The sequence below is a fragment of the Alkalihalobacillus sp. AL-G genome (genome assembly GCF_030643805.1).
Lineage (GTDB): Bacteria > Bacillota > Bacilli > Bacillales > Fictibacillaceae > Pseudalkalibacillus.
The window spans coordinates 2,900,251-2,920,133 of record NZ_CP094656.1 but is presented as its reverse complement, the minus strand read 5'-3'; the positions used below and the strand labels follow the sequence as shown (position 1 = coordinate 2,920,133).

17 protein-coding genes and 1 riboswitch are annotated in these 19,883 nt (G+C 41.4%); of the genes, 16 read left to right on the top strand and 1 reads right to left on the bottom strand.

Annotated features, from left to right (window positions below):
* Positions 1-6: 6 nt before the first annotated feature.
* The 10 genes from MOJ78_RS14945 (at position 7) to MOJ78_RS14900 (ending at position 13,424) form a co-directional block, all read left to right on the top strand.
* A complete protein-coding gene (locus MOJ78_RS14945; RefSeq protein WP_304978130.1) occupies positions 7-2,364 on the top strand; it encodes an endonuclease MutS2 in 2,358 nt (785 codons plus the stop codon).
* Between the two features lie 15 nt (positions 2,365-2,379).
* Complete coding sequence (locus MOJ78_RS14940; RefSeq protein WP_304978129.1) at positions 2,380-2,787, top strand: DUF350 domain-containing protein; 408 nt, start codon at positions 2,380-2,382, stop codon at positions 2,785-2,787.
* A 454-nt stretch (positions 2,788-3,241) separates the two neighbouring features.
* Positions 3,242-4,936, top strand: coding sequence for an AMP-binding protein (locus tag MOJ78_RS14935; RefSeq protein ID WP_304978128.1), 1,695 nt, complete (start codon positions 3,242-3,244; stop codon positions 4,934-4,936).
* 393 nt (positions 4,937-5,329) lie between these two features.
* Positions 5,330-5,926 (top strand): fatty acid metabolism transcriptional regulator FadR, encoded by a 597-nt coding sequence (locus tag MOJ78_RS14930; RefSeq protein ID WP_304978127.1) that lies wholly within the window; start codon positions 5,330-5,332, stop codon positions 5,924-5,926.
* 13 nt (positions 5,927-5,939) lie between these two features.
* Positions 5,940-6,716, top strand: a complete 777-nt coding sequence (locus tag MOJ78_RS14925) for an enoyl-CoA hydratase (RefSeq protein ID WP_304978126.1) — start codon at positions 5,940-5,942, stop codon at positions 6,714-6,716.
* A gap of 18 nt (positions 6,717-6,734) precedes the next feature.
* Positions 6,735-7,505, top strand: a complete 771-nt coding sequence (locus tag MOJ78_RS14920) for an electron transfer flavoprotein subunit beta/FixA family protein (protein ID WP_304978125.1) — start codon at positions 6,735-6,737, stop codon at positions 7,503-7,505.
* A 426-nt stretch (positions 7,506-7,931) separates the two neighbouring features.
* Positions 7,932-8,903: an electron transfer flavoprotein subunit alpha/FixB family protein gene (locus tag MOJ78_RS14915; RefSeq protein ID WP_304978124.1), complete on the top strand. Its 972-nt coding sequence runs from the start codon at positions 7,932-7,934 to the stop codon at positions 8,901-8,903.
* 383 nt (positions 8,904-9,286) lie between these two features.
* On the top strand, positions 9,287-9,601 hold the full coding sequence (gene trxA / locus MOJ78_RS14910) for a thioredoxin (protein ID WP_304978123.1): 315 nt from the start codon (positions 9,287-9,289) through the stop codon (positions 9,599-9,601).
* Positions 9,602-9,868: 267 nt separating this feature from the next.
* Positions 9,869-11,665 carry an excinuclease ABC subunit UvrC gene (gene uvrC, locus MOJ78_RS14905; protein WP_304981273.1) on the top strand — a complete coding sequence of 599 codons (1,797 nt, stop codon included), beginning with the start codon at positions 9,869-9,871 and terminating at the stop codon, positions 11,663-11,665.
* 82 nt (positions 11,666-11,747) lie between these two features.
* Positions 11,748-11,938, top strand: a riboswitch (Lysine riboswitch).
* A gap of 247 nt (positions 11,939-12,185) precedes the next feature.
* Complete coding sequence (locus MOJ78_RS14900; protein WP_304978122.1) at positions 12,186-13,424, top strand: aspartate kinase; 1,239 nt, start codon at positions 12,186-12,188, stop codon at positions 13,422-13,424.
* Between the two features lie 127 nt (positions 13,425-13,551).
* Here MOJ78_RS14900 and MOJ78_RS14895 read toward each other — a convergent pair whose 3' ends face one another.
* Positions 13,552-14,025, bottom strand: coding sequence for a YslB family protein (locus MOJ78_RS14895; RefSeq protein ID WP_304978121.1), 474 nt, complete (start codon positions 14,023-14,025; stop codon positions 13,552-13,554).
* A 447-nt stretch (positions 14,026-14,472) separates the two neighbouring features.
* Between MOJ78_RS14895 and MOJ78_RS14890 the strand changes: the two genes are divergently transcribed.
* The 6 genes from MOJ78_RS14890 to glcT all read left to right on the top strand — a co-directional run bounded on the left by MOJ78_RS14890 (position 14,473) and on the right by glcT (position 19,656).
* On the top strand, positions 14,473-15,126 hold the full coding sequence (locus MOJ78_RS14890; protein WP_304978120.1) for a succinate dehydrogenase cytochrome b558 subunit: 654 nt from the start codon (positions 14,473-14,475) through the stop codon (positions 15,124-15,126).
* 13 nt (positions 15,127-15,139) lie between these two features.
* Positions 15,140-16,900 (top strand): succinate dehydrogenase flavoprotein subunit, encoded by a 1,761-nt coding sequence (gene sdhA / locus MOJ78_RS14885; protein ID WP_304978119.1) that lies wholly within the window; start codon positions 15,140-15,142, stop codon positions 16,898-16,900.
* A 6-nt stretch (positions 16,901-16,906) separates the two neighbouring features.
* Positions 16,907-17,668 carry a succinate dehydrogenase iron-sulfur subunit gene (gene sdhB / locus MOJ78_RS14880; protein WP_304978118.1) on the top strand — a complete coding sequence of 254 codons (762 nt, stop codon included), beginning with the start codon at positions 16,907-16,909 and terminating at the stop codon, positions 17,666-17,668.
* A gap of 83 nt (positions 17,669-17,751) precedes the next feature.
* Complete coding sequence (locus tag MOJ78_RS14875; RefSeq protein ID WP_304978117.1) at positions 17,752-18,207, top strand: acyl-CoA thioesterase; 456 nt, start codon at positions 17,752-17,754, stop codon at positions 18,205-18,207.
* Between the two features lie 127 nt (positions 18,208-18,334).
* Complete coding sequence (locus tag MOJ78_RS14870) at positions 18,335-18,559, top strand: helix-turn-helix domain-containing protein (RefSeq protein ID WP_257346422.1); 225 nt, start codon at positions 18,335-18,337, stop codon at positions 18,557-18,559.
* A gap of 254 nt (positions 18,560-18,813) precedes the next feature.
* On the top strand, positions 18,814-19,656 hold the full coding sequence (glcT, locus tag MOJ78_RS14865; protein WP_304978116.1) for a glucose PTS transporter transcription antiterminator GlcT: 843 nt from the start codon (positions 18,814-18,816) through the stop codon (positions 19,654-19,656).
* Positions 19,657-19,883 lie beyond the last annotated feature (227 nt).

Sequence of the window (19,883 nt, the reverse complement as noted above, 5' to 3'; positions counted from 1 at the left end):
TTACTCGTGAATGAACGGATTCTAAGAGTTTTAGAATATACGAAAATAAAAGAACATCTACTTGGACATGTCTCCTCTTCACTTGGAAAAGAAAAAATCAAAGAACTCGTACCTTGGACATCAACTGACGATGTACTGCACCAGCAAAACAGTACAGATGAGGGCGTACAGGTTTTACGATTAAAAGGACATGTACCTCTTGGGGGGATACGCGATATTCGGGCATCGATAAAGCGCTCAGAAATCAGCGGGATTCTGAACCCGGAGGAATTAGTGGATATTTCGACGACAATCTATGGCGGACGCCGTTTTAAACGGTTTATTGAAGGAATGCTTGAGGATGAAGTCCAGCTTCCGATACTTGAGGAATTAATTGGTCAAATTGTTCCGTTGAATGAACTGGAACAGGAAATCAATTTGTGTATTGATGATAATGGGGCGGTTCTTGATTCAGCAAGTCCGACGTTAAGGAACATCCGGCAGCAGCTTCGTACGTTTGAAAGTCGGATTCGTGAAAAGCTCGAATCGATCATCCGCTCTTCAAAATCACAAAAAATGCTTTCGGATGCGATTGTCACCATACGAAACGATCGATACGTCATCCCGGTAAAACAGGAATATCGAAGTGCGTTCGGAGGAATGGTTCACGACCAATCAGCATCTGGTGCGACGTTATTCATTGAACCGCAATCCGTTGTGACTATCAACAATCAGTTAAAAGAAGCGATCAGTAAGGAATATGAAGAGGTCCAGCGTATTCTACGTCAATTGACGGAGCGTGTAGCGGAAGAAGCAGGTATTTTATCGCACAATGTAGAAATGCTGGCTGAAATTGATTTTATTTTTGCGAAGGCAAGATATGGCCATTCGATCAAAGGGACGAAACCGCTGGTCAATGAGAAGCAACACGTGAAGCTGAAAAAAGCCCGTCATCCGCTTATCGCGGCAGAGGAAGTCGTTCCAATCGATGTGGAGCTAGGTGGAGATTTTAATTCTCTCGTCATTACCGGACCCAACACTGGCGGGAAAACGGTCACGTTGAAAACGATCGGATTGGTCGCATTGATGGCACAGTCCGGTTTGCAGATACCTGCCGATGATGATTCTGAGGTGGCCGTATTCGAATCTATATTTGCAGATATCGGTGATGAACAATCGATCGAACAAAGCTTGAGTACGTTTTCTTCTCACATGACGAACATCGTGCAAATATTGGATCAGGTTAACTTTAAATCGCTTGTCTTATTCGATGAGCTTGGAGCGGGAACCGACCCTACAGAGGGTGCGGCACTTGCAATTTCGATTTTGGACTATGTAAACGAAAGAGGTTCGAGAATTGTTGCGACGACCCACTACAGCGAACTGAAAGCGTATGCGTACAATCGAGAAGGGGTCATGAACGCGAGTGTCGAGTTTGACGTTGAAACATTAAGGCCGACGTACCGCTTGCTGCTCGGTGTCCCTGGAAGAAGTAATGCATTTGAGATTTCTAGGCGTATTGGTTTGGGTGAGAAAATCATTGAAAGTGCAAAGTCGCATATTAGCGAGGGTAACAATCAAATAGATGACATGATCGCCTCATTGGAGGATGCCCAGAAACAGGCACAACGTGAACGAATCGATGCCGCTTCCATCCACGACGAAGCAGACAAGCTGAAAAAAGACCTTGAAGAAAGACTTTCTGAATTTGAGCAATTTAAGGAAAAGCTCTATACAGACGCGGAACAAGAAGCTCGGAAAGCGGTTGAAAAAGCTCGAAAAGAAGCCGATGAGATTATAAAAGAGCTACGGGACTATCAGAAGAAACACGGTACTGTAAAAGAACATAAACTCATCGAGGCACAAAAACGTTTAGAAGACGCGGATCCGAATCTAACTTCAAAAGCTAAGAAATCACCAGGGAAAAATGCAGAGGGTCTACGAAAATTAATGCCTGGTGAAGAAGTGAAAGTCATCAGCCTCAACCAAAAAGGACACATTATTGACCAGGTAAGTGAAAAGGAATACCAGGTGCAAATCGGAATCATGAAGATGAATGTTAAAGCGGATGATCTTCAACCAGAGAAAAAAACAAAACAAACTGAAACAAAACCGGTTGTCCGTGTCCAAGGGTCCTCCCAAGCGAAAACGGAATTGGATTTAAGAGGAGAACGGTATGAAGATGCAATGCGATCTGTCGATAAGTTTTTGGACGAATCTTTGCTTGCAGGATATCCACAGGTATCGATCATTCATGGAAAAGGAACGGGTGCACTTCGAAAAGGGGTACAAACGTTATTAAAGGAACATCCCAATGTGAAATCGACAAGAATGGGTGCTGCGGGTGAAGGCGGTAGCGGTGTAACCATTGTCTCACTTAAATAGAAAGCGGGGAAGGGTATGGAAGGCTGGCTAGCAATCCCTTATATCGAAACTCTTGCGAACTATAGTGTCGTTGTTTTGAGTTTAATCGTGTTTTTAGCTATTTTTGAAATCGTGACGAAATATAAAAATTGGGAAGAGATCAGTAAAGGGAATCTATCTGTTGCAATGGCGACAGGCGGGAAAATTTTCGGAATCGCGAACATTTTCCGTTACTCAATTACCCATAATGATTCCATTATCGCTATGATGTTATGGGGAGTTTATGGGTTCGTCCTCTTACTGATAGGATATTTTATTTTTGAATTTTTAACACCAAGATTTCGGATCGATGAGGAAATTCAGAACGATAACCGGGCTGTCGGTCTCATCTCAATGATCATTTCAATTGGACTGTCCTTTGTAATCGGCAGTGGAATCGGATAGGAGCCGTTTTATGGAAACATTATGGAAAGTATTATTGGTTTGTTGTGGGTTGTTTATTTTGACAGGCATTTTATACCTAGTTCTTTAAAGGAAATTAAACAGGATCGAGTAAGCTGAAATCCAACAAGTTCATTTTGTGCTTGTAGATTTCAGCTTTTTTAATGAGTAAATAAGATTCAGTGAAAATGACAACCGGACAGAAGCAGCAGCATCACAATAAAAAGGGTAACGTAACGCATCTTATCCCTCCTTGTGGTTTACAGCATTAAAGTAGCCTCTATAACCTTATGAGACTCTTTACAACGATATGAAAGTTTGAAGACACCACTAATTGGAAAAAAATATTTCATCTAAATATTCTAAAAATATATTAAATTGAATGCGTTTTCATTATAATGGTAGTAGAGAGTGAGTTTTTCATATGAAAGGAGCGGTACAAAAGGAGGAGATTAAGGTGGAGAAGCAATGGTTAAACATTTATCCCGAAGAAATCCCTCATGAAATTGACATCGACGACAAGCCGTTACAATTTTACTTGCAAGAGGCAGCAAAGAGGAATCCATCGAAGCCGGCATTGCATTTCTTAGGACTGCGGATGACCTATGGAGAAGTATATGAAAGTGCATTGAAGATGGCGAACCAGTTGAAAACGTTAGGCGTGAATCAAGGAGACCGTGTCGCAATCATGCTCCCAAACTCAGCGCAATCGGTGATCAGCTATTACGGTGTATTGATTGCTGGAGGAATCGTTGTTCAAACGAACCCGCTTTATACAGAAAGGGAGCTTGAGCATCAGCTGATCGATTCAGGAGCAAAGACCATCATCTGTTTAGATCTCTTGTTTCCAAAAGTGGAAGCGGTCAAGAAACAAACGTCATTACAACATGTCATCGTTACTGGCGTCAAAGATTATCTTCCTTTTCCGAAAAATGTGCTTTATCCATTTATTCAAAAGAAACAAACGAACATTGTCGTGAAAATGGCATATACGGATTCAGTGCATTCCTTCAAGCAATTGATCAAGGAAGGTGCAACCACTGAAATCGCTTTAGACATCGATCCAAAAGAAGACCTTGCACTGCTTCAATACACAGGTGGCACGACTGGACCTGCGAAGGGCGTCATGCTGACTCACTATAACCTCGTAGGAAATACGATGCAATGTCGATATTGGCTGTATAAAGCCAAATACGGTGAAGAGAAAATTCTCGGTGCATTGCCGTTTTTCCATGTTTATGGTATGACGTGTGTCATGAACTTTTCGATTATGTATCTTGCTGAGATGATCATCCTCCCTAAGTTTGATCCGAAGCAAGTATTAAAAACGATTGAAAAGCAAAAACCGACAATGTTTCCAGGTGCACCAACGATGTATATTGCTTTATTGAATCATCCGAACATCGAGAAATCTAACTTATCCTCTGTTGGAAGCTGTATCAGTGGTTCAGCAGCACTCCCAGTTGAGGTGCAGGAAAACTTCGAGACCATTACTGGAGGAAATCTTGTTGAAGGATATGGGTTGACTGAAGCTTCACCGGTAACCCATGCGAATTTTCTCTATGGGAACCGTGTTAAAGGAAGTATCGGTGTACCATGGCCAAATACGGAGGCCGCCATTCTTTCTGCTGAAACTGGCAAAATAGCAGAAACAAACGAGATTGGCGAGTTGATGGTAAGGGGTCCACAGGTGATGAAAGGGTATTGGAACCAGCCTGAAGAAACTGCTGCTACCTTTCACGAAGGATGGCTGTTGACAGGGGACATGGGCTATATGGATGAAAAAGGCTACTTCTACATTGTTGACCGGAAAAAAGATTTGATCATTGCTGGTGGGTTCAATATTTATCCAAGAGAAGTAGAAGAAATCTTATTTGAGCATCCAAAAGTGATGGAAGCAACAGTCATTGGTGTTCCGGATCCTTATCGTGGTGAAACGGTCAAAGCGTTTGTCGTATTGAAGGATGGTGCCATCTGCGAAGAGGAAGAACTCGATGCCCATTGTAGAAAACATCTTGCCTCATTTAAAGTGCCGCGAATTTATGAGTTTAGAAAAGAACTTCCAAAAACGATGGTCGGTAAAGTATTGCGACGAGTCCTAGTGGAGGAAGAGAAGAAAAAACTTCAGGAGCAAGAACAACAGGCAAAATAATTAGAATTGATTTAAAAGTGTCTGGTTCTCCTTCGGGTAAATTCATTACTCCCGGAATCAGGCACTTTATTTTTGTATTGGAAAAAATAGCAGTTATGTTGAGAAGCTAGTATCAAGTATGGATGAAAAGTTTAATTCCGATGTCATCGGAGGTCGTAAAGGTCCCGGATTTGCAGAAATCCAATGAAGGGCATCCCCCACCCCTTTAGGTGTGTTCCGATTTTTAGTACGTCCCATAAGGTTACTTGCAATTTTTGTGCTTTTGATTAAGAATATTAATAGGAGAAGTAAAATTCAGAAAAGTATAAAACATCAATTGACACTTCCGCTAATCGTACAGTACAATTAAGCCGAGTGAATGTTCATTCATTTTTCTCGGTTGGAGGTAAAGTCATGACCGTAAAACGCAAAGGTCCTAAATATGAAAAAATAATTGACGCTGCGGTGGCGGTCATTGCTGAACATGGCTATCATCAGTCACAAATATCGAAGATCGCTAGGGAAGCTGGTGTAGCTGACGGGACGATCTATCTTTATTTCAAAAACAAAGAGGATTTATTAATCTCACTATTTCGTGAAAAGATGGGTAAATTCATTGATACGACACAAGATGAAATCGAACATATACAATCGGTTGAGGAAAAACTCCTAAAGCTGATTGAAATGCATTTTAAGCAATTATCCGTTGACCATGAATTGGCGATTGTAACTCAGCTTGAACTACGTCAAACGAATCGGGCTCTCCGCATGAAAATTGGCGAAGTTCTGAAAAGGTACCTGGAGCTCGTTGACCAGATTATCCTTGACGGTATGGAACAAAAGGTCTTTGTTTCAGATCTGGATATACGGATCGTCCGCCAAATGATTTTCGGGACCATCGATGAAACGACGACAAGCTGGGTGATGAATGATCATCGGTATGATTTGACAGCGCTTGCAAAGCCGGTTCATCAATTACTGATTGACGGCTTTCGAAATAGATCAAGTTAAGAGGAGGTTGGTTATGGCATATTTATCGTACTCGACGGAAGGGCGTGTGGGGACTGTTTTATTACAGAACGCACCAGCTAACGCCCTATGCTCTCCGATGATCAAAGAAATCGATTCAGCTCTTGATCATTTTGAAGAGGATCCCAAGGTGAAAGCAATTGTCATACGCGGAGAAGGTAGATTTTTCTCTGCAGGAGCAGATATTAAGGAATTTACAACTGTTAAAGGCGAACAAGCCTTTGCTGAACTTGGTGCATACGGACAACGCGTTTTTGACCGTATCGAGCAATTTTCGAAACCAATCATCGCAGCGATTCACGGCGCCGCACTTGGTGGTGGACTTGAGCTAGCGATGGCATGTCACATCCGTATCGTTACTGATACAGCTAAGCTTGGTTTACCTGAGTTGCAGCTAGGACTTGTCCCTGGTTTTGCAGGATCACAGCGTCTTCCACGCTATGTTGGAGTACCGAAAGCAGCAGAGCTACTTTTGACTTCAGAACCAATCAATGGGAAAGAAGCTGCTCAATGGGGGCTCGCAAATCATTCAGCTGAAAGTAATGAAGAACTTATAGAAAAGGCTTATGCTCTTGCCAAAAAAGCTGCTGGGAAAAGCGCAGTTGCGGTAAAGAGTGCGCTCGAATTACTAGACTACGCTAGGAATAATGAATTTGAAGCGGGGTCCAAAAAGGAGAGTGAGCTTTTCGGTAAAGCTTTTGCATCCCATGATGGTCAAGAAGGGATTCAGGCATTTATTGAGAAGAGAAAACCTAATTTTCAAGATCATTAAAATTGGAGGGGAACAGGAATGAACATATATGTGATATTAAAACGCACATTCGATACGGAAGAAAAAATTGCAATTGAAAATGGGAAAATCAGTGAGGATGGCGTTGAATTTATTATTAACCCATACGATGAGTATGCGGTTGAAGAGGCGATCAAACTTCGCGATGAACACGGCGGAGAAGTAACAGTCGTCACTGTCGGGGAAGAAGAAAGTGACAAACAGCTTCGGACAGCCCTTGCAATGGGAGCAGATAAAGCAGTGTTGATCGACGATGAAGATGTTGAAGACGCAGATCAGTACTCGACAGCAAAAATGCTCGCTGCGTATTTTGATGATAAAGAAGTCGATATTATCCTTGGTGGGAATGTCGCAATTGACGGAGCATCCGGGCAAGTTGGTCCACGGCTCGCAGAACTTCTCGATATTCCTCATGTTACAACAATCACGAAACTTGAGGTTTCAGGAAGCACTGTCACAATCGAACGCGATGTTGAAGGTGATTTAGAAATCATCGAAACATCATTACCAGTATTAGTGACAGCGCAACAAGGGTTAAATGAACCGAGATATCCATCACTTCCAGGAATTATGAAAGCAAAGAAAAAGCCGCTTGACGAACTGGAACTAGATGATCTTGATCTCGATGAAGATGATGTTGAAGGCAAAACCCGTACTCTCGAAATCTTTTTACCACCTGAAAAACAGGCAGGAAAAGTACTCGAAGGTGAAATCGATGATCAAGTAAAAGAATTAGTTTCCTTACTAAGATCTGAAGCAAAAGTAATATAAAAACGGAAGTTCAAAAAGTATACAAGGGCTCATGTACCTGCGTCTACAAGTTTATCCTCCGAGGTGAGCTTCCTCGGTACAACTCGTAGTCTTCGTGCAAGTACCGCTCGTTGATAAATGGCGAATTTCGGCGTTCCTCGGTTTTTCCGGTCCTCACGTATTAACAGGAAGTATTGTTTTCTATCGAAGTACTTTCATTGTGCACCTGCGTCTTACTAGTTGATGCTACCGATGAAAGCTTCCTCGGTGCAAGGCAGCAAAGGGGTCTTTAAGTTAGTAGCCTTCCTCAAAACTGTCGCGCCTTGGGCTCACACGATGTGAGTTAGTTCGACGTTGTTACAGGACGTAACGTATTTAGTCGAACTTCTTTTAAGAAAATCTGATTCGTTTACTTTTTGAACACATATTTAAAAGGAGAGAGAAACCATGGCGAAAAAGATATTAGTTCTAGGTGAAGTCAGAGACGGTGAACTTCGTAACGTATCCTACGAAGCGATTGCAACGGCTAAGGAAATGTCAGACGGCGGAGAAATCGTTGGACTTATCTGCGGCGAATCCGTTAGCAGTCTTGCTGAAAATATGATTCACTACGGGGCAGATCGTGTCCTTGTTGCAGAAAACGAACAATTAAAAACATATACAACAGATGGCTACAATCAGGCTATCATGCAAGTAATCAATCAGGAACAACCGGAAGGAATCGTGTTTGGCCATACAGCACTTGGTAAAGATCTTTCTCCTCGAATTGCTGCAAAGCTTGAATCTGGATTAATTTCAGACATCACTGGAATTGAAAAGGTAGGAGAAAATCTTGTCTACACTCGACCGATCTATTCTGGTAAGGCATTTGAGAAGAAGATCATTACAGATGGACTATTGTTTGTAACGATTCGTCCGAACAACATCTCTGCTATAGAAAAGGATGAAAGTCGTCAAGGAGATATGACCAAGGTTGAGGTTACAATCAAAGACCTAAGAACCATTGTTAAAGAAATCGTTCGCAAAACGACGGATGGAGTAGATCTTTCAGAAGCGAAAGTCATCGTTTCTGGTGGACGAGGCGTCAAATCCAAAGATGGGTTTAACCCACTTAATGAATTAGCAGAAGTACTTGGTGCAGCAGTAGGTGCTTCCCGTGGTGCCTGTGACGCTGATTATTGTGACTATTCCTTGCAAATCGGACAAACAGGTAAGGTTGTCACACCTGACTTGTACATTGCATGTGGTATTTCAGGAGCAATCCAGCATTTAGCAGGAATGTCTAACTCAAAAATCATCGTAGCCATCAACAAGGATCCAGAAGCAAATATCTTTAACGTAGCGGATTATGGTATTGTCGGAGACTTGTTTGATGTTGTTCCTAAGTTGACAGAGGAATTCAAAAAAGTCCTCGTTTAAAAGATACGAAAATAGAAATTAGAGTGGAGTGGCTGAACAACTTGTTTAGCCACTTTCTTTTTTACACGTTAAGAAAGTATAAAAATACTTTCTATAGTACAAGGGCAACTAAGGCTCAGCCGGCGCTTAGGCTTGGCTTTGCCAAGTTTTCTTTATGGAGCAAGGTGTGTCATACACTAATGCGGCTTGTAAGCGTCATTTATGCAGATTAAGATGAACGAATACAGAACCGACACTACCTTCTTCAGGTCAAACTTCCACACCTGTCGTGATGATTTCGACCGAATCTGGTAATGATACAGGTGAAACAAATAATTAGAAAGTTCATATGTTAGGTGATATACTCACTTTAGTAAGTTATGAATTTTGAGGAGGCATTTTAAATGGCAATTGTAAACGCAACAGACCAAAACTTTAGCACGGAGACTGGAGAAGGTCTTGTCCTTGCAGATTTCTGGGCACCATGGTGCGGACCATGTAAGATGATTGCGCCTGTACTAGAAGAAATCGATAGTGAAATGAGCGATAATGTAAAAATAGTCAAGCTGGATGTTGATGAAAATCAAGAGACAGCTTCTAAATACGGAGTGATGAGCATTCCAACGCTTTTACTGTTCAAAAACGGTGAAGTGGTTGATCAAGTAGTCGGTTTCCAACCGAAAGAAGCACTCGTTGATTTACTTAACAAGCACCAGTAATATAGGAATATAACATTTTTCAAACATATAATCATAAAAGACTGCCTTACCATGTGTGTTCTACTCCTGTACTGGAGAGACATTGTCTAGGCAGTTTTTTTTACACGTTAAGAAACATAAAACTACTTTCTGTAGTATAAGCGCAGCTATGACTCTGCTTTCGCTTGAAGGCTCGGCAATCGCCGAGTTTTCTTTATGTGCAATCATATTTTCCATGATAAAATAAAGCTAAATTTACGTTTGCGAATGAGAAGGGGGTGAGAGATGATGGAAGAGACGGTAAAAAACAAGCTTGCGTTATTGCCCGACCAACCAGGTTGCTACTTGATGAAGGACCGAAATGGAACAGTCATATATGTCGGTAAAGCGAAGATATTGAAAAACCGTGTACGTTCCTACTTTACTGGGACTCATTATGGTAAAACTTTACGGTTAGTCAGCGAGATTAAAGATTTTGAATACATCGTTACATCATCAGATCTCGAAGCCCTCGTACTCGAGATGAATCTGATCAAGAAGCACGATCCGCGCTATAACGTCATGCTGAAGGATGACAAAAGCTATCCATATATTAAAATCACGAATGAAAAGCACCCTAGATTGATCACAACCCGTAAGGTGAAGAAGGGGAGCGGAAAATACTTTGGTCCATTTCCGAACGCTTATGCTGCAAATGAAACGAAGAAGCTATTGGATCGAATTTATCCACTTCGAAAGTGCAAAACATTACCGGACCGTGTTTGCCTTTATTATCATATGGGACAATGTCTCGCCCCTTGTGTGTATGATGTAGATGATGAAAAAAACCGCGAAATGGTCGATGGGATTGTCCGGTTTTTAAATGGTGGCCATCAGGATGTGAAAGAAGACCTCCAAGCTAAAATGGAACAGGCATCTGAGAATTTAGAATTTGAACGGGCAAAAGAATTTCGCGATCAGATCCGGCATATTGAATCCGTGATGGAGCAACAAAAAATGATGCATAGCGATCTGAAGGACAGAGATGTCTTCGGCTATACGTATGATAAAGGATGGATGTGTGTACAGGTCTTTTTCGTCCGTCAGGGTAAGTTGATAGAACGTGATGTGTCCTTGTTTCCGCTCTATTCGGATCCAGAAGAAGAATTCCTATCCTATGTCGGTCAGTTTTATCTACAATCGAATCATATAAAACCGAAAGAAATCTTTGTTCCGAAAAATGTTGAAAGTGGGCTGCTTCAACAACTGCTGGATATCCCAGTTATACAACCGCAAAGAGGCAAGAAAAAGGACCTTGTCCAATTAGCAACGAAAAATGCTCAGATTGCATTATCCGAAAAGTTCGCACTTATTCAACGAGATGAAGAAAGAACAGTTTTAGCGGTAGATAATCTTGGTGAGAGACTAGGAATTTCAACACCAAATCGGATCGAAGCATTTGACAACTCGAATATCCAAGGGACGAATCCCGTTTCAGCTATGGTTGTTTTTACTGATGGAAAACCAAACAAGAAGGAATACCGGAAATATAAGATCAAGACTGTTAAAGGACCTGATGATTACGCCTCAATGAAAGAAGTAACAAGAAGACGATACTCCAGGGTTCTGAAGGAAAATCTCCCATTACCTGATTTGATCATCATCGATGGTGGTAAAGGGCAGATTTCTGCTGCGATTGACGTTCTGGAAAATGAATTGGGGCTTTCTGTTCCAGTTTGTGGACTAGTTAAGGACGAAAAACACAAAACCGCACAATTGATGATCGGGGACCCACCAGAAGTCGTCCCGCTCGCAAGGAATAGTCAGGAATTCTATCTGCTTCAACGGATTCAGGATGAGGTTCACCGTTTCGCGATCACCTTCCATCGTCAAATCCGTGAAAAAGGGATGATTCAATCAAGTCTTGAAAATATTCCTGGGGTCGGGGAAAAGAGGCGGAAATCATTGATACGTCATTTCGGTTCATTTAAACGGATCAAAGAAGCGTCTTACGATGATCTGGTTGCTGCAAACGTCCCTGCTTCGATTGCTGAAAACATTGTTTCGTATTTTGCAAATAAAGAACAGGACCAAAAGGAAAGTTAATCTTTACTATTGTGTCTTTCAGTAAATTTTGATAAAATGAAATACAAATTTTATTAGGCCACACTTCAACAATGTTTTTTGAAGTGATGGTAGAGGCGCGGAAACCAATAGTACTTTGCCCGAAGAGGTTGAGATCTTGTGAAAGCAAAGGAAAGGGGAATTCGCCGAAGCCGGTTGTTGTACTCAACCTTCACCTGGCTGGATCTGTATTGAATAAATGCAGGGCTGTCATACGGTGTGATCCCGATTATCGTATGGAGGACTATCTCACGTTAGGGAAATGTGGCAGACGTATTTGTGGATCGACTCACAAGGGTCTGGCGATACTTCGTATTCAACACATGGTCAAATCATTTGATTTACATGGGTTGTATTTGAAGGTCATGTCTCTCTTGTTATGGGTTGATCTTTTTTATTGTACAATTCTCGATAATGTATTTTCTGTACATAGTAGCAGAGTTGAATCGAGGATGCTGACCCACTCTAACGAAACATTTTACAGAAGAAAGGAATGAGAAGCGTGGCATTAATTGTTCAAAAATATGGTGGTACATCCGTAGGTTCAATCGAACGAATTCAGAATGTAGCGGGTCGAATAATTGATACGGTTAAACAAGGACATGCGGTCGTTGTAGTCGTATCAGCAATGGGAAAGAGCACGGACCATTTAATTGATATGGCAAATAGCATTTCAAATCAACCTTCTAAAAGAGAGCTCGATATGCTTGTTTCTACAGGTGAACAAGTATCGATGTCATTGTTAGCAATGGCTCTTAATGAAAAGGGATATGACTCGATTTCCCTGACAGGTTGGCAAGCTGGGGTGGAGACAGAGTCGGTTCATGGAAATGCTAGAATTCTTAACATAGATACACAGCGGATCAACCGCCAGCTAGACAGTGGGAGAATCGTGATTGTAGCTGGATTTCAGGGGATTACTACAGCAGATGAAATTGCAACCCTTGGCAGAGGTGGTTCAGACACAACAGCTGTTGCGTTAGCCGCTGTACTAGATGCGAGTAAATGCGAGATTTATACAGATGTAACAGGTGTTTTTACAACAGATCCGAGAGTTGTAAAGGATGCTAGGAAGCTATCAGCCATCTCCTATGATGAAATGTTAGAGATGGCGAACCTTGGTGCAGGAGTACTTCATCCGAGGTCCGTTGAATTTGCAAAAAACTATAACGTAATGCTGGAGGTACGCTCTAGCCTTGAAAAAGAAACTGGAACGATCGTAGAGGAGGTTGCAACCATGGAAGGGAATTTAATGGTAAGAGGAATTGCTTTTGACGATAATGTAACAAAGGTCACCGTTCATAATTTGCCAGATGATATTGTAACGCTGTCTACGTTGTTTAGTAAACTGGCTGAGCGGCAAATAAATGTGGACATTATTATTCAAAACACGAGCGGCAATAAGACGACAAATGTTTCGTTTTCTATCGATTCTGGAATACTGACAGAAACAATGGAAGTTCTCGAAAGCCATCGCTCCTTATTGAATTTTGATAGCATTACTTCAGAAGGTAATCTTTCAAAAGTATCAATTATCGGCTCGGGAATGATTTCGAATCCAGGTGTAGCTGCAAAAATGTTCAGTAGTCTTGCTGGTGCAAACATTAAAGTGAAAATGGTCAGCACTTCAGAAATCAAGGTCTCAACTGTAGTGGATGGCAGCTTAATGATCTCTGCCATTGAATGTTTACATGAAGCATTCCAGCTTGACGCCAGAAAACCGGTGCATACCGCGCAGTAGAGGTACGAGGAAGATGCAATTTGACACGGAAAAGAAGTAACTTGACGTAAAAATCATAATTCCAATGTTTATAAAAAATGAAAGGCCAACCGTATGAATCAACATTTTCGGTCGGCCTTCTATATTTTCATGTACCTGAGATATGTTCGACTTGGTCGTCCTTACGATCCCATTGTACGGTAAAAATGATTTTATCCACTTTACCTCGTTTTACTTCATCAAAAGTCTCAGTAACCTTTTTCTTTTGTCTCTGGATCTGTTCAGCGAGAAATCCAGCCTCTAATTGAAAACCCTTATGCATTCTTTTCATAAGTAGATCAGAGACTCGTTCTGAAGATAATTCAAATGTCATTGATTTGTCGGTTTGCCCATTTAACTGCAACTCCCCCCAATTGGCTGCAGCAAAAAACTGTACCATTTTTTCTGATGAATCCAATGGATATTTGCGAGCCAACGATCGTCCTGCCCAGTAGAGAATGCTGTGGTTTTCTTTCCCGAGCAGCTCGGGTAATAATACATCTCTTAATAACTCATATCCGAATAGATAGCCCTCTTTTTCTGTGTCAGGCTGTGGTAGTAAATCATTTTTATTTGTTTGCATCGTTGTTTCTCTCCTCGCCACTAATCGTTATTTTATTATACGTAACGGAAGTATAACTTTTCAACCGGAGAAAATCGACGTAGTGGAAAAATTTAAGCCCCTAGTATAAGTGCAACTATGGCTCAGCCTGCGCCAAGTCTTAGTTTTGCCAAGTTTTTTTTATAACTTTCTTTATGAGATGTTCAAAACGGAATTATCGACTTTTTGTTCACAAAGTTGGTGCTTCCCTTTATAATCTGGATAAAAATCAGATTTACCGAATAATATATTTTTTGAAATATGAATGTATTCGTTTTCTTGACGGTGCTAAATGATGGGAGTACAATAAATATGGTATCAATTTATGTCGGAGTTTGTCTTCGACTTGTTTGTATTCTGAGCGTATAATCGGACGATAAACAAACGATTGCTTTGCAGCGGCTACACTTACTCAAAGGGGGCATAGACATGGCAGATAATCGAGATTTTGCACTACGAAGATTACATTCTTTACTAGGTGTTATACCAATCGGTTTATTCTTGCTACAACATTTAACTGTTAACCATTTTGCGACTAGAGGTCGTGATTCCTTCAATGCTGCAGCTCACTTTATGGAAAGTCTTCCATATCGGTATCTTTTGGAAATCGGTATCATTTTCCTACCGATCATTTTTCATGCTGTATTTGGACTTTACATAACTTTCCAGGCTCGTAACAATGCAAGCCGTTATGGGTTCTTCCGTAACTGGATGTTCTTATTGCAGCGTGTAACAGGAATCATTACTCTAATCTTTATTTCCTGGCATGTTTGGGAAACACGGGTCGCAGCACTGTTCGGCTCAAAGGTGAATTTCAACATGATGGAAGAGATACTTGATAACCCATTGATGGTTGGAATCTACGTAGTTGGTGTTCTTTCAACGATATTCCACTTCTCAAATGGTCTTTGGTCTTTCCTTGTTAGCTGGGGAATTACAATAACACCCCGTTCGCAAAAAATTGCAACTTACGTGACAGTTGGAATATTTTTCGCAGTATCGATAATTGGACTACGATCCATTTACGCATTTGTTTACCCTGAATGGTTTGCATTTGCGACAAATAACCTAGCAATCTTATAAGGAGTGAGTCACGATGAGTAAAGGTAATATCATAATAGTTGGCGGTGGTTTGGCTGGTCTAATGGCTGCCATCAAGTCCGCTGAAGCAGGCATGCACGTTGACCTGTTCTCACTCGTACCTGTTAAACGATCTCACTCTGTTTGTGCACAGGGCGGAATTAACGGAGCAGTTAACACGAAGGGTGAAGGAGACTCCCCGATGGTTCACTTTGACGATACGATTTATGGTGGAGACTTTCTTGCGAATCAACCACCTGTTAAAGCAATGTGTGAAGCTGCTCCAGGAATCATTCATTTACTTGACCGTATGGGAGTCATGTTTAACCGGACCCCAGAAGGATTATTAGATTTCCGTCGTTTTGGTGGAACACAACATCACCGTACTGCATTTGCAGGGGCAACAACAGGTCAGCAATTATTGTATGCACTCGATGAACAAGTTCGCAGATATGAAGTACAAGGGCTTGTCACAAAGTATGAAGGTTGGGACTTCCAATCGGCAGTTCTTGATGACGATGAAGTCTGTCGCGGAATTGTTGCACAAAACCTTAAAACATCCGAACTTCAAAGCTTCAAATCTGATGCAGTGATCGTGGCAACAGGCGGACCTGGTGTGATTTTCGGTAAGTCGACCAATTCCGTAATCAACACTGGATCGGCCGCTTCCGTTCTTTATCAGCAAGGTGTCCATTATGCGAACGGTGAGTTCATCCAAATTCACCCCACTGCAATTCCAGGAGACGATAAATTACGCCTTATGAGTGAGTCCGCTCGGGGTGAAGGTGGACGTGTTTGGACTTATAAGGATGGTAAGCCTTACTATTTCCTAGAGGAAAAGTATCCTGCATACGGAAACCTTGTACCCCGTGATATCGCGACACGTGAAATTTTTGATGTGTGCGTGAATCAGAAGCTTGGAATCAACGGTGAAAACATGGTATATCTGGATCTTTCCCATAAGGATCCAAAAGAATTGGACATTAAGCTTGGTGGAATCATTGAAATTTATGAAAAATTCATGGGTGATGACCCACGCAAGGTTCCAATGAAAATCTTCCCTGCTGTCCACTATTCAATGGGTGGTATGTGGGTAGATTATGACCAAATGACAAATATTCCTGGATTGTTTGCTGCCGGAGAATGTGATTACTCACAACACGGAGCAAACCGATTAGGAGCTAACTCATTGCTTTCTTCTATCTTTGGAGGAATGGTTGCAGGACCAAATGCAGCAGAATACGTAAAGGGACTTGAAAAAAGTTCTGAAGACATTTCTTCAACTGTTTTTGAAAGACAGGTTAAGAAGGAAGAAGCAAACCAAGATCAGATCATGAACATGAACGGAAACGAAAATGCTTACGTCCTTCATAGAGAGCTTGGCGAATGGATGACGGACAATGTAACTGTTGTTCGCTACAACGATAAGCTGCAAGAAACGGATGAAAAGATTCAAGAGCTTATGGAAAGATATAAGGATATCAATATTAACGATACATCTAAATGGAGTAACCAAGGGGTTTCGTTTACTCGTCAATTATGGCATATGCTGCAGTTATCTCGCGTTATTACACTTGGTGCATTAAATCGTAATGAGAGTCGGGGGGCTCACTATAAGCCAGACTTTCCTGAACGAAATGACGATGAATTCTTGAAAACGACCATTGCAAAGTTCAATGCTGAAAAGAATGGACCGGATCTTGGATTTGAAGATGTTGATATCTCCCTTATCAAGCCTCGTAAGCGTGACTATTCTAAGAATAAGGAGGCGAAATAATCCATCATGGCTGAAGAAAAGGTAATTCAATTTATCATTACACGACAGGATAACCCTGATTCAGCTCCGTATGAAGAAACATTTGAAATCCCATACCGAGCAAATATGAACGTCATCTCGGCGCTTATGGAAATCCGCCGAAACCCTGTTAATAGTCAAAATGAAAAGACAACCCCTGTCACATGGGAAATGGGATGTCTCGAAGAGGTTTGCGGTGCTTGTTCAATGATCATTAACGGGAAACCGCGACAATCTTGTACCGCTCTGGTTGATAAGCTAGAACAACCGATTCGAATAGAACCGATGGCGACGTTCCCAGTTGTCCGTGACTTGCAGGTGGACCGAGATCGTATGTTCGATGCTTTGAAAAAGGTAAAAGCATGGATTCCGATCGATGGTACGTATGACCTTGGGCCTGGACCTCGAATGCCTGAGAAAAAACGCCAATGGGCATATGAATTGTCTAAGTGTATAACTTGCGGTGTATGCTTGGAAGCATGCCCGAATGTGAACGATAAATCTGATTTTATTGGACCTGCTCCTTTATCACAGGTTCGCTTGTTCAACGCTCATCCAACGGGTGAAATGAATAAATCAGAGCGTTTAGAAGCACTAATGGGTGACGGTGGCCTTGCTTCATGTGGTAACTCACAAAACTGTGTTCAATCTTGTCCGAAGGGAATTCCTCTTACGACTTCGATTGCAGCATTAAACAGAGATACATCACTACAATCGTTCCGAAACTTCTTCGGATCCGACCACCAATAATAGAAAAAGTACGTAAACGACAACGGGAGTGGCTCGAACAAAAACGAGAGCCACTCTCTTTTTCATAGGAGAGGTGTGAGTGAATGCAAAAGATCGACTACATAAAGGATTGGGACAGCTGGAGATCCGATTTTCATTTTTTTACGACAACGAAGGTTCGCTTTTCTGAAGTTGACCCGTTTAATCATTTGAACAATACGGTTCCGTTCGTTTATTTTGAGGATGCTCGAATTCAATTTTTTAAAGAGCTTGGATTTATGCAGCAATGGAGTCAACCAGGCAGTCAAACGATTCCGGTCGTAGCGGATCTCCAATGTAATTATTTAAAACAAATCTATTTTGACGAAAAGCTGAACGTTTATATTAAAATCGCAAGAATAGGCACGACTTCCATCGACCTGCATTATATGGCCATAAACACGAAAGAGGAAGAGGTATTAGTAGGAAGAGGGCGGATCGTACAGGTCGGGAAAAAATCCGGGAAACCGGAAGCGTGGTCCGAAACCATGCTTGATGCGCTACATAAAATGAAAAAATAACACGGATTCAGGATATTTTTCTAAAAGGTAAGTCACGACCGATTTCATCCCGTCATATGATATGTTGACTAAATATCTTTTCTACACGATACGCAGCTTGTAAGCCCAGCAAGGAGGGGTGAAATCATTGAAAGAGAAACACTACCGACCGAAGCCTCTACTTACAAAAAGGGAGAGAGAAGTATTCGAACTTCTTGTTCAAGACAAGACAACCAGGGAGATTGCAGAACAACTCTTCATTAGTGAAAAAACTGTTCGTAATCACATTTCCAACACAATGCAGAAGTTAGGTGTCAAGGGGCGCTCTCAGGCTGTCGTCGAGCTGTTGCGGCTTGGCGAGTTAGAGATTTAATACGAGGGAGACTCATTTGGAGATCAGGCTATTCCCGTTTATACAACATTTAGTACACTATAGAAAAAAATGATTGCTAATGTTGTAATGGGACTGTCTGCTTCTCCACTTTGAGTCGCCCTGCTTTTTTTCGGAAAATAAGGATGGAGCATGTCAAACCTTGTTGAATAATTGATGGTTGTAAGTTGACGGAATAAAAGGATATTCGATATGATGAGCGGACAGGGATTGAAGGTTGAAAGGAATGGCGTTGTATGGGTGCACATTATAAAGTGCAAAAGGTATTGAATAACAACGTAGTGATCGCGACTGACCTCGAAAAAAAGGAAGTTGTATTGATTGGTAAGGGAATAGGCTTTTCAAAACAAGCGAATGATTCATTGGATTCAAAAAAGGTGGACAAGCTTTATATTTTGGAGGACCAGTTGGAGCAGGATCAATATAAGCAGTTGCTCGAACAGGTAGAAGAATCCTTTATCCTTGTCATGAACGATGTGATTCGATATAGCGAAGAACAACTGCAAACTGAATTCAATGAACATATCCACATTGCTCTTACTGACCACCTTGCATTTGCAATCAAACGGATTCAGCAAGGGCTTGACCTGGTGAATCCATTTTTGACTGAAACACAGCTTCTTTATCCTAAAGAGTATACGGTCGCTGAGGATGTAGTGAAGTTGATATCCAACAAAACAGGCGTGGCGTTACCTGAGGGGGAAGTAGGATTCATTGCACTGCATATACATAGCGCGATTACCAATCGTTCATTATCCCGGTTAAACAGTTACTCCTATTTGATCAACCAATTAATCGAAATGATCCAACTATCGTTGAATGTTGCAATTGATCAATCAAGCATCAACTATATGCGACTTGTTCAGCATTTACGACATGGGATTGAGCGTGTGGAACGTGGAGAACAAGTTGAAAATCAGGACAAGCTTGCAAAGGTATTGAAAGAGGAATACCCAATATGCTACAATTTGGCTTGGAAACTCATGAAAGTCATGCAGCATCGCTTGGGGAAAAAGGTTTCTGATGCAGAAGCGGTTTACCTGACCATGCATTTGCAAAGGCTTTCTTCAACTCAATAACAATACAAACCTTTCTTTACGTGTTACTGATTCGATCAGGCATGAGTGAAGAAGATAATTGAAATGTGTGGTTTAGGGGTACTCTATCCCTAGATGGATGTTTTGGTGTCTTTTTTACTCATGCCTTTTTGTGTTTTACGGAGTACGAGCGTTTTGTTTGTATTGGGACTTATATATTCTTAAAGGAGGTAAAATAATTGAAAAAAGCGTTTGGTACGTTACAAAAG

Bases quoted from the DNA above. Each gene is read 5' to 3' on its own strand.
- MOJ78_RS14920 (WP_304978125.1), top strand. From the start codon at position 6,735: ATGAACATATATGTGATATTAAAACGCACATTCGATACGGAAGAAAAA.
- glcT (WP_304978116.1), top strand. From the start codon at position 18,814: ATGGGTGCACATTATAAAGTGCAAAAGGTATTGAATAACAACGTAGTG.
- MOJ78_RS14930 (WP_304978127.1), top strand. From the start codon at position 5,330: ATGACCGTAAAACGCAAAGGTCCTAAATATGAAAAAATAATTGACGCT.
- MOJ78_RS14895 (WP_304978121.1), bottom strand. From the start codon at position 14,025: ATGCAAACAAATAAAAATGATTTACTACCACAGCCTGACACAGAAAAA.
- MOJ78_RS14890 (WP_304978120.1), top strand. From the start codon at position 14,473: ATGGCAGATAATCGAGATTTTGCACTACGAAGATTACATTCTTTACTA.
- trxA (WP_304978123.1), top strand. From the start codon at position 9,287: ATGGCAATTGTAAACGCAACAGACCAAAACTTTAGCACGGAGACTGGA.
- MOJ78_RS14925 (WP_304978126.1), top strand. From the start codon at position 5,940: ATGGCATATTTATCGTACTCGACGGAAGGGCGTGTGGGGACTGTTTTA.
- MOJ78_RS14915 (WP_304978124.1), top strand. From the start codon at position 7,932: ATGGCGAAAAAGATATTAGTTCTAGGTGAAGTCAGAGACGGTGAACTT.
- MOJ78_RS14940 (WP_304978129.1), top strand. From the start codon at position 2,380: ATGGAAGGCTGGCTAGCAATCCCTTATATCGAAACTCTTGCGAACTAT.
- sdhA (WP_304978119.1), top strand. From the start codon at position 15,140: ATGAGTAAAGGTAATATCATAATAGTTGGCGGTGGTTTGGCTGGTCTA.
- sdhB (WP_304978118.1), top strand. From the start codon at position 16,907: ATGGCTGAAGAAAAGGTAATTCAATTTATCATTACACGACAGGATAAC.
- MOJ78_RS14875 (WP_304978117.1), top strand. From the start codon at position 17,752: ATGCAAAAGATCGACTACATAAAGGATTGGGACAGCTGGAGATCCGAT.
- uvrC (WP_304981273.1), top strand. From the start codon at position 9,869: ATGGAAGAGACGGTAAAAAACAAGCTTGCGTTATTGCCCGACCAACCA.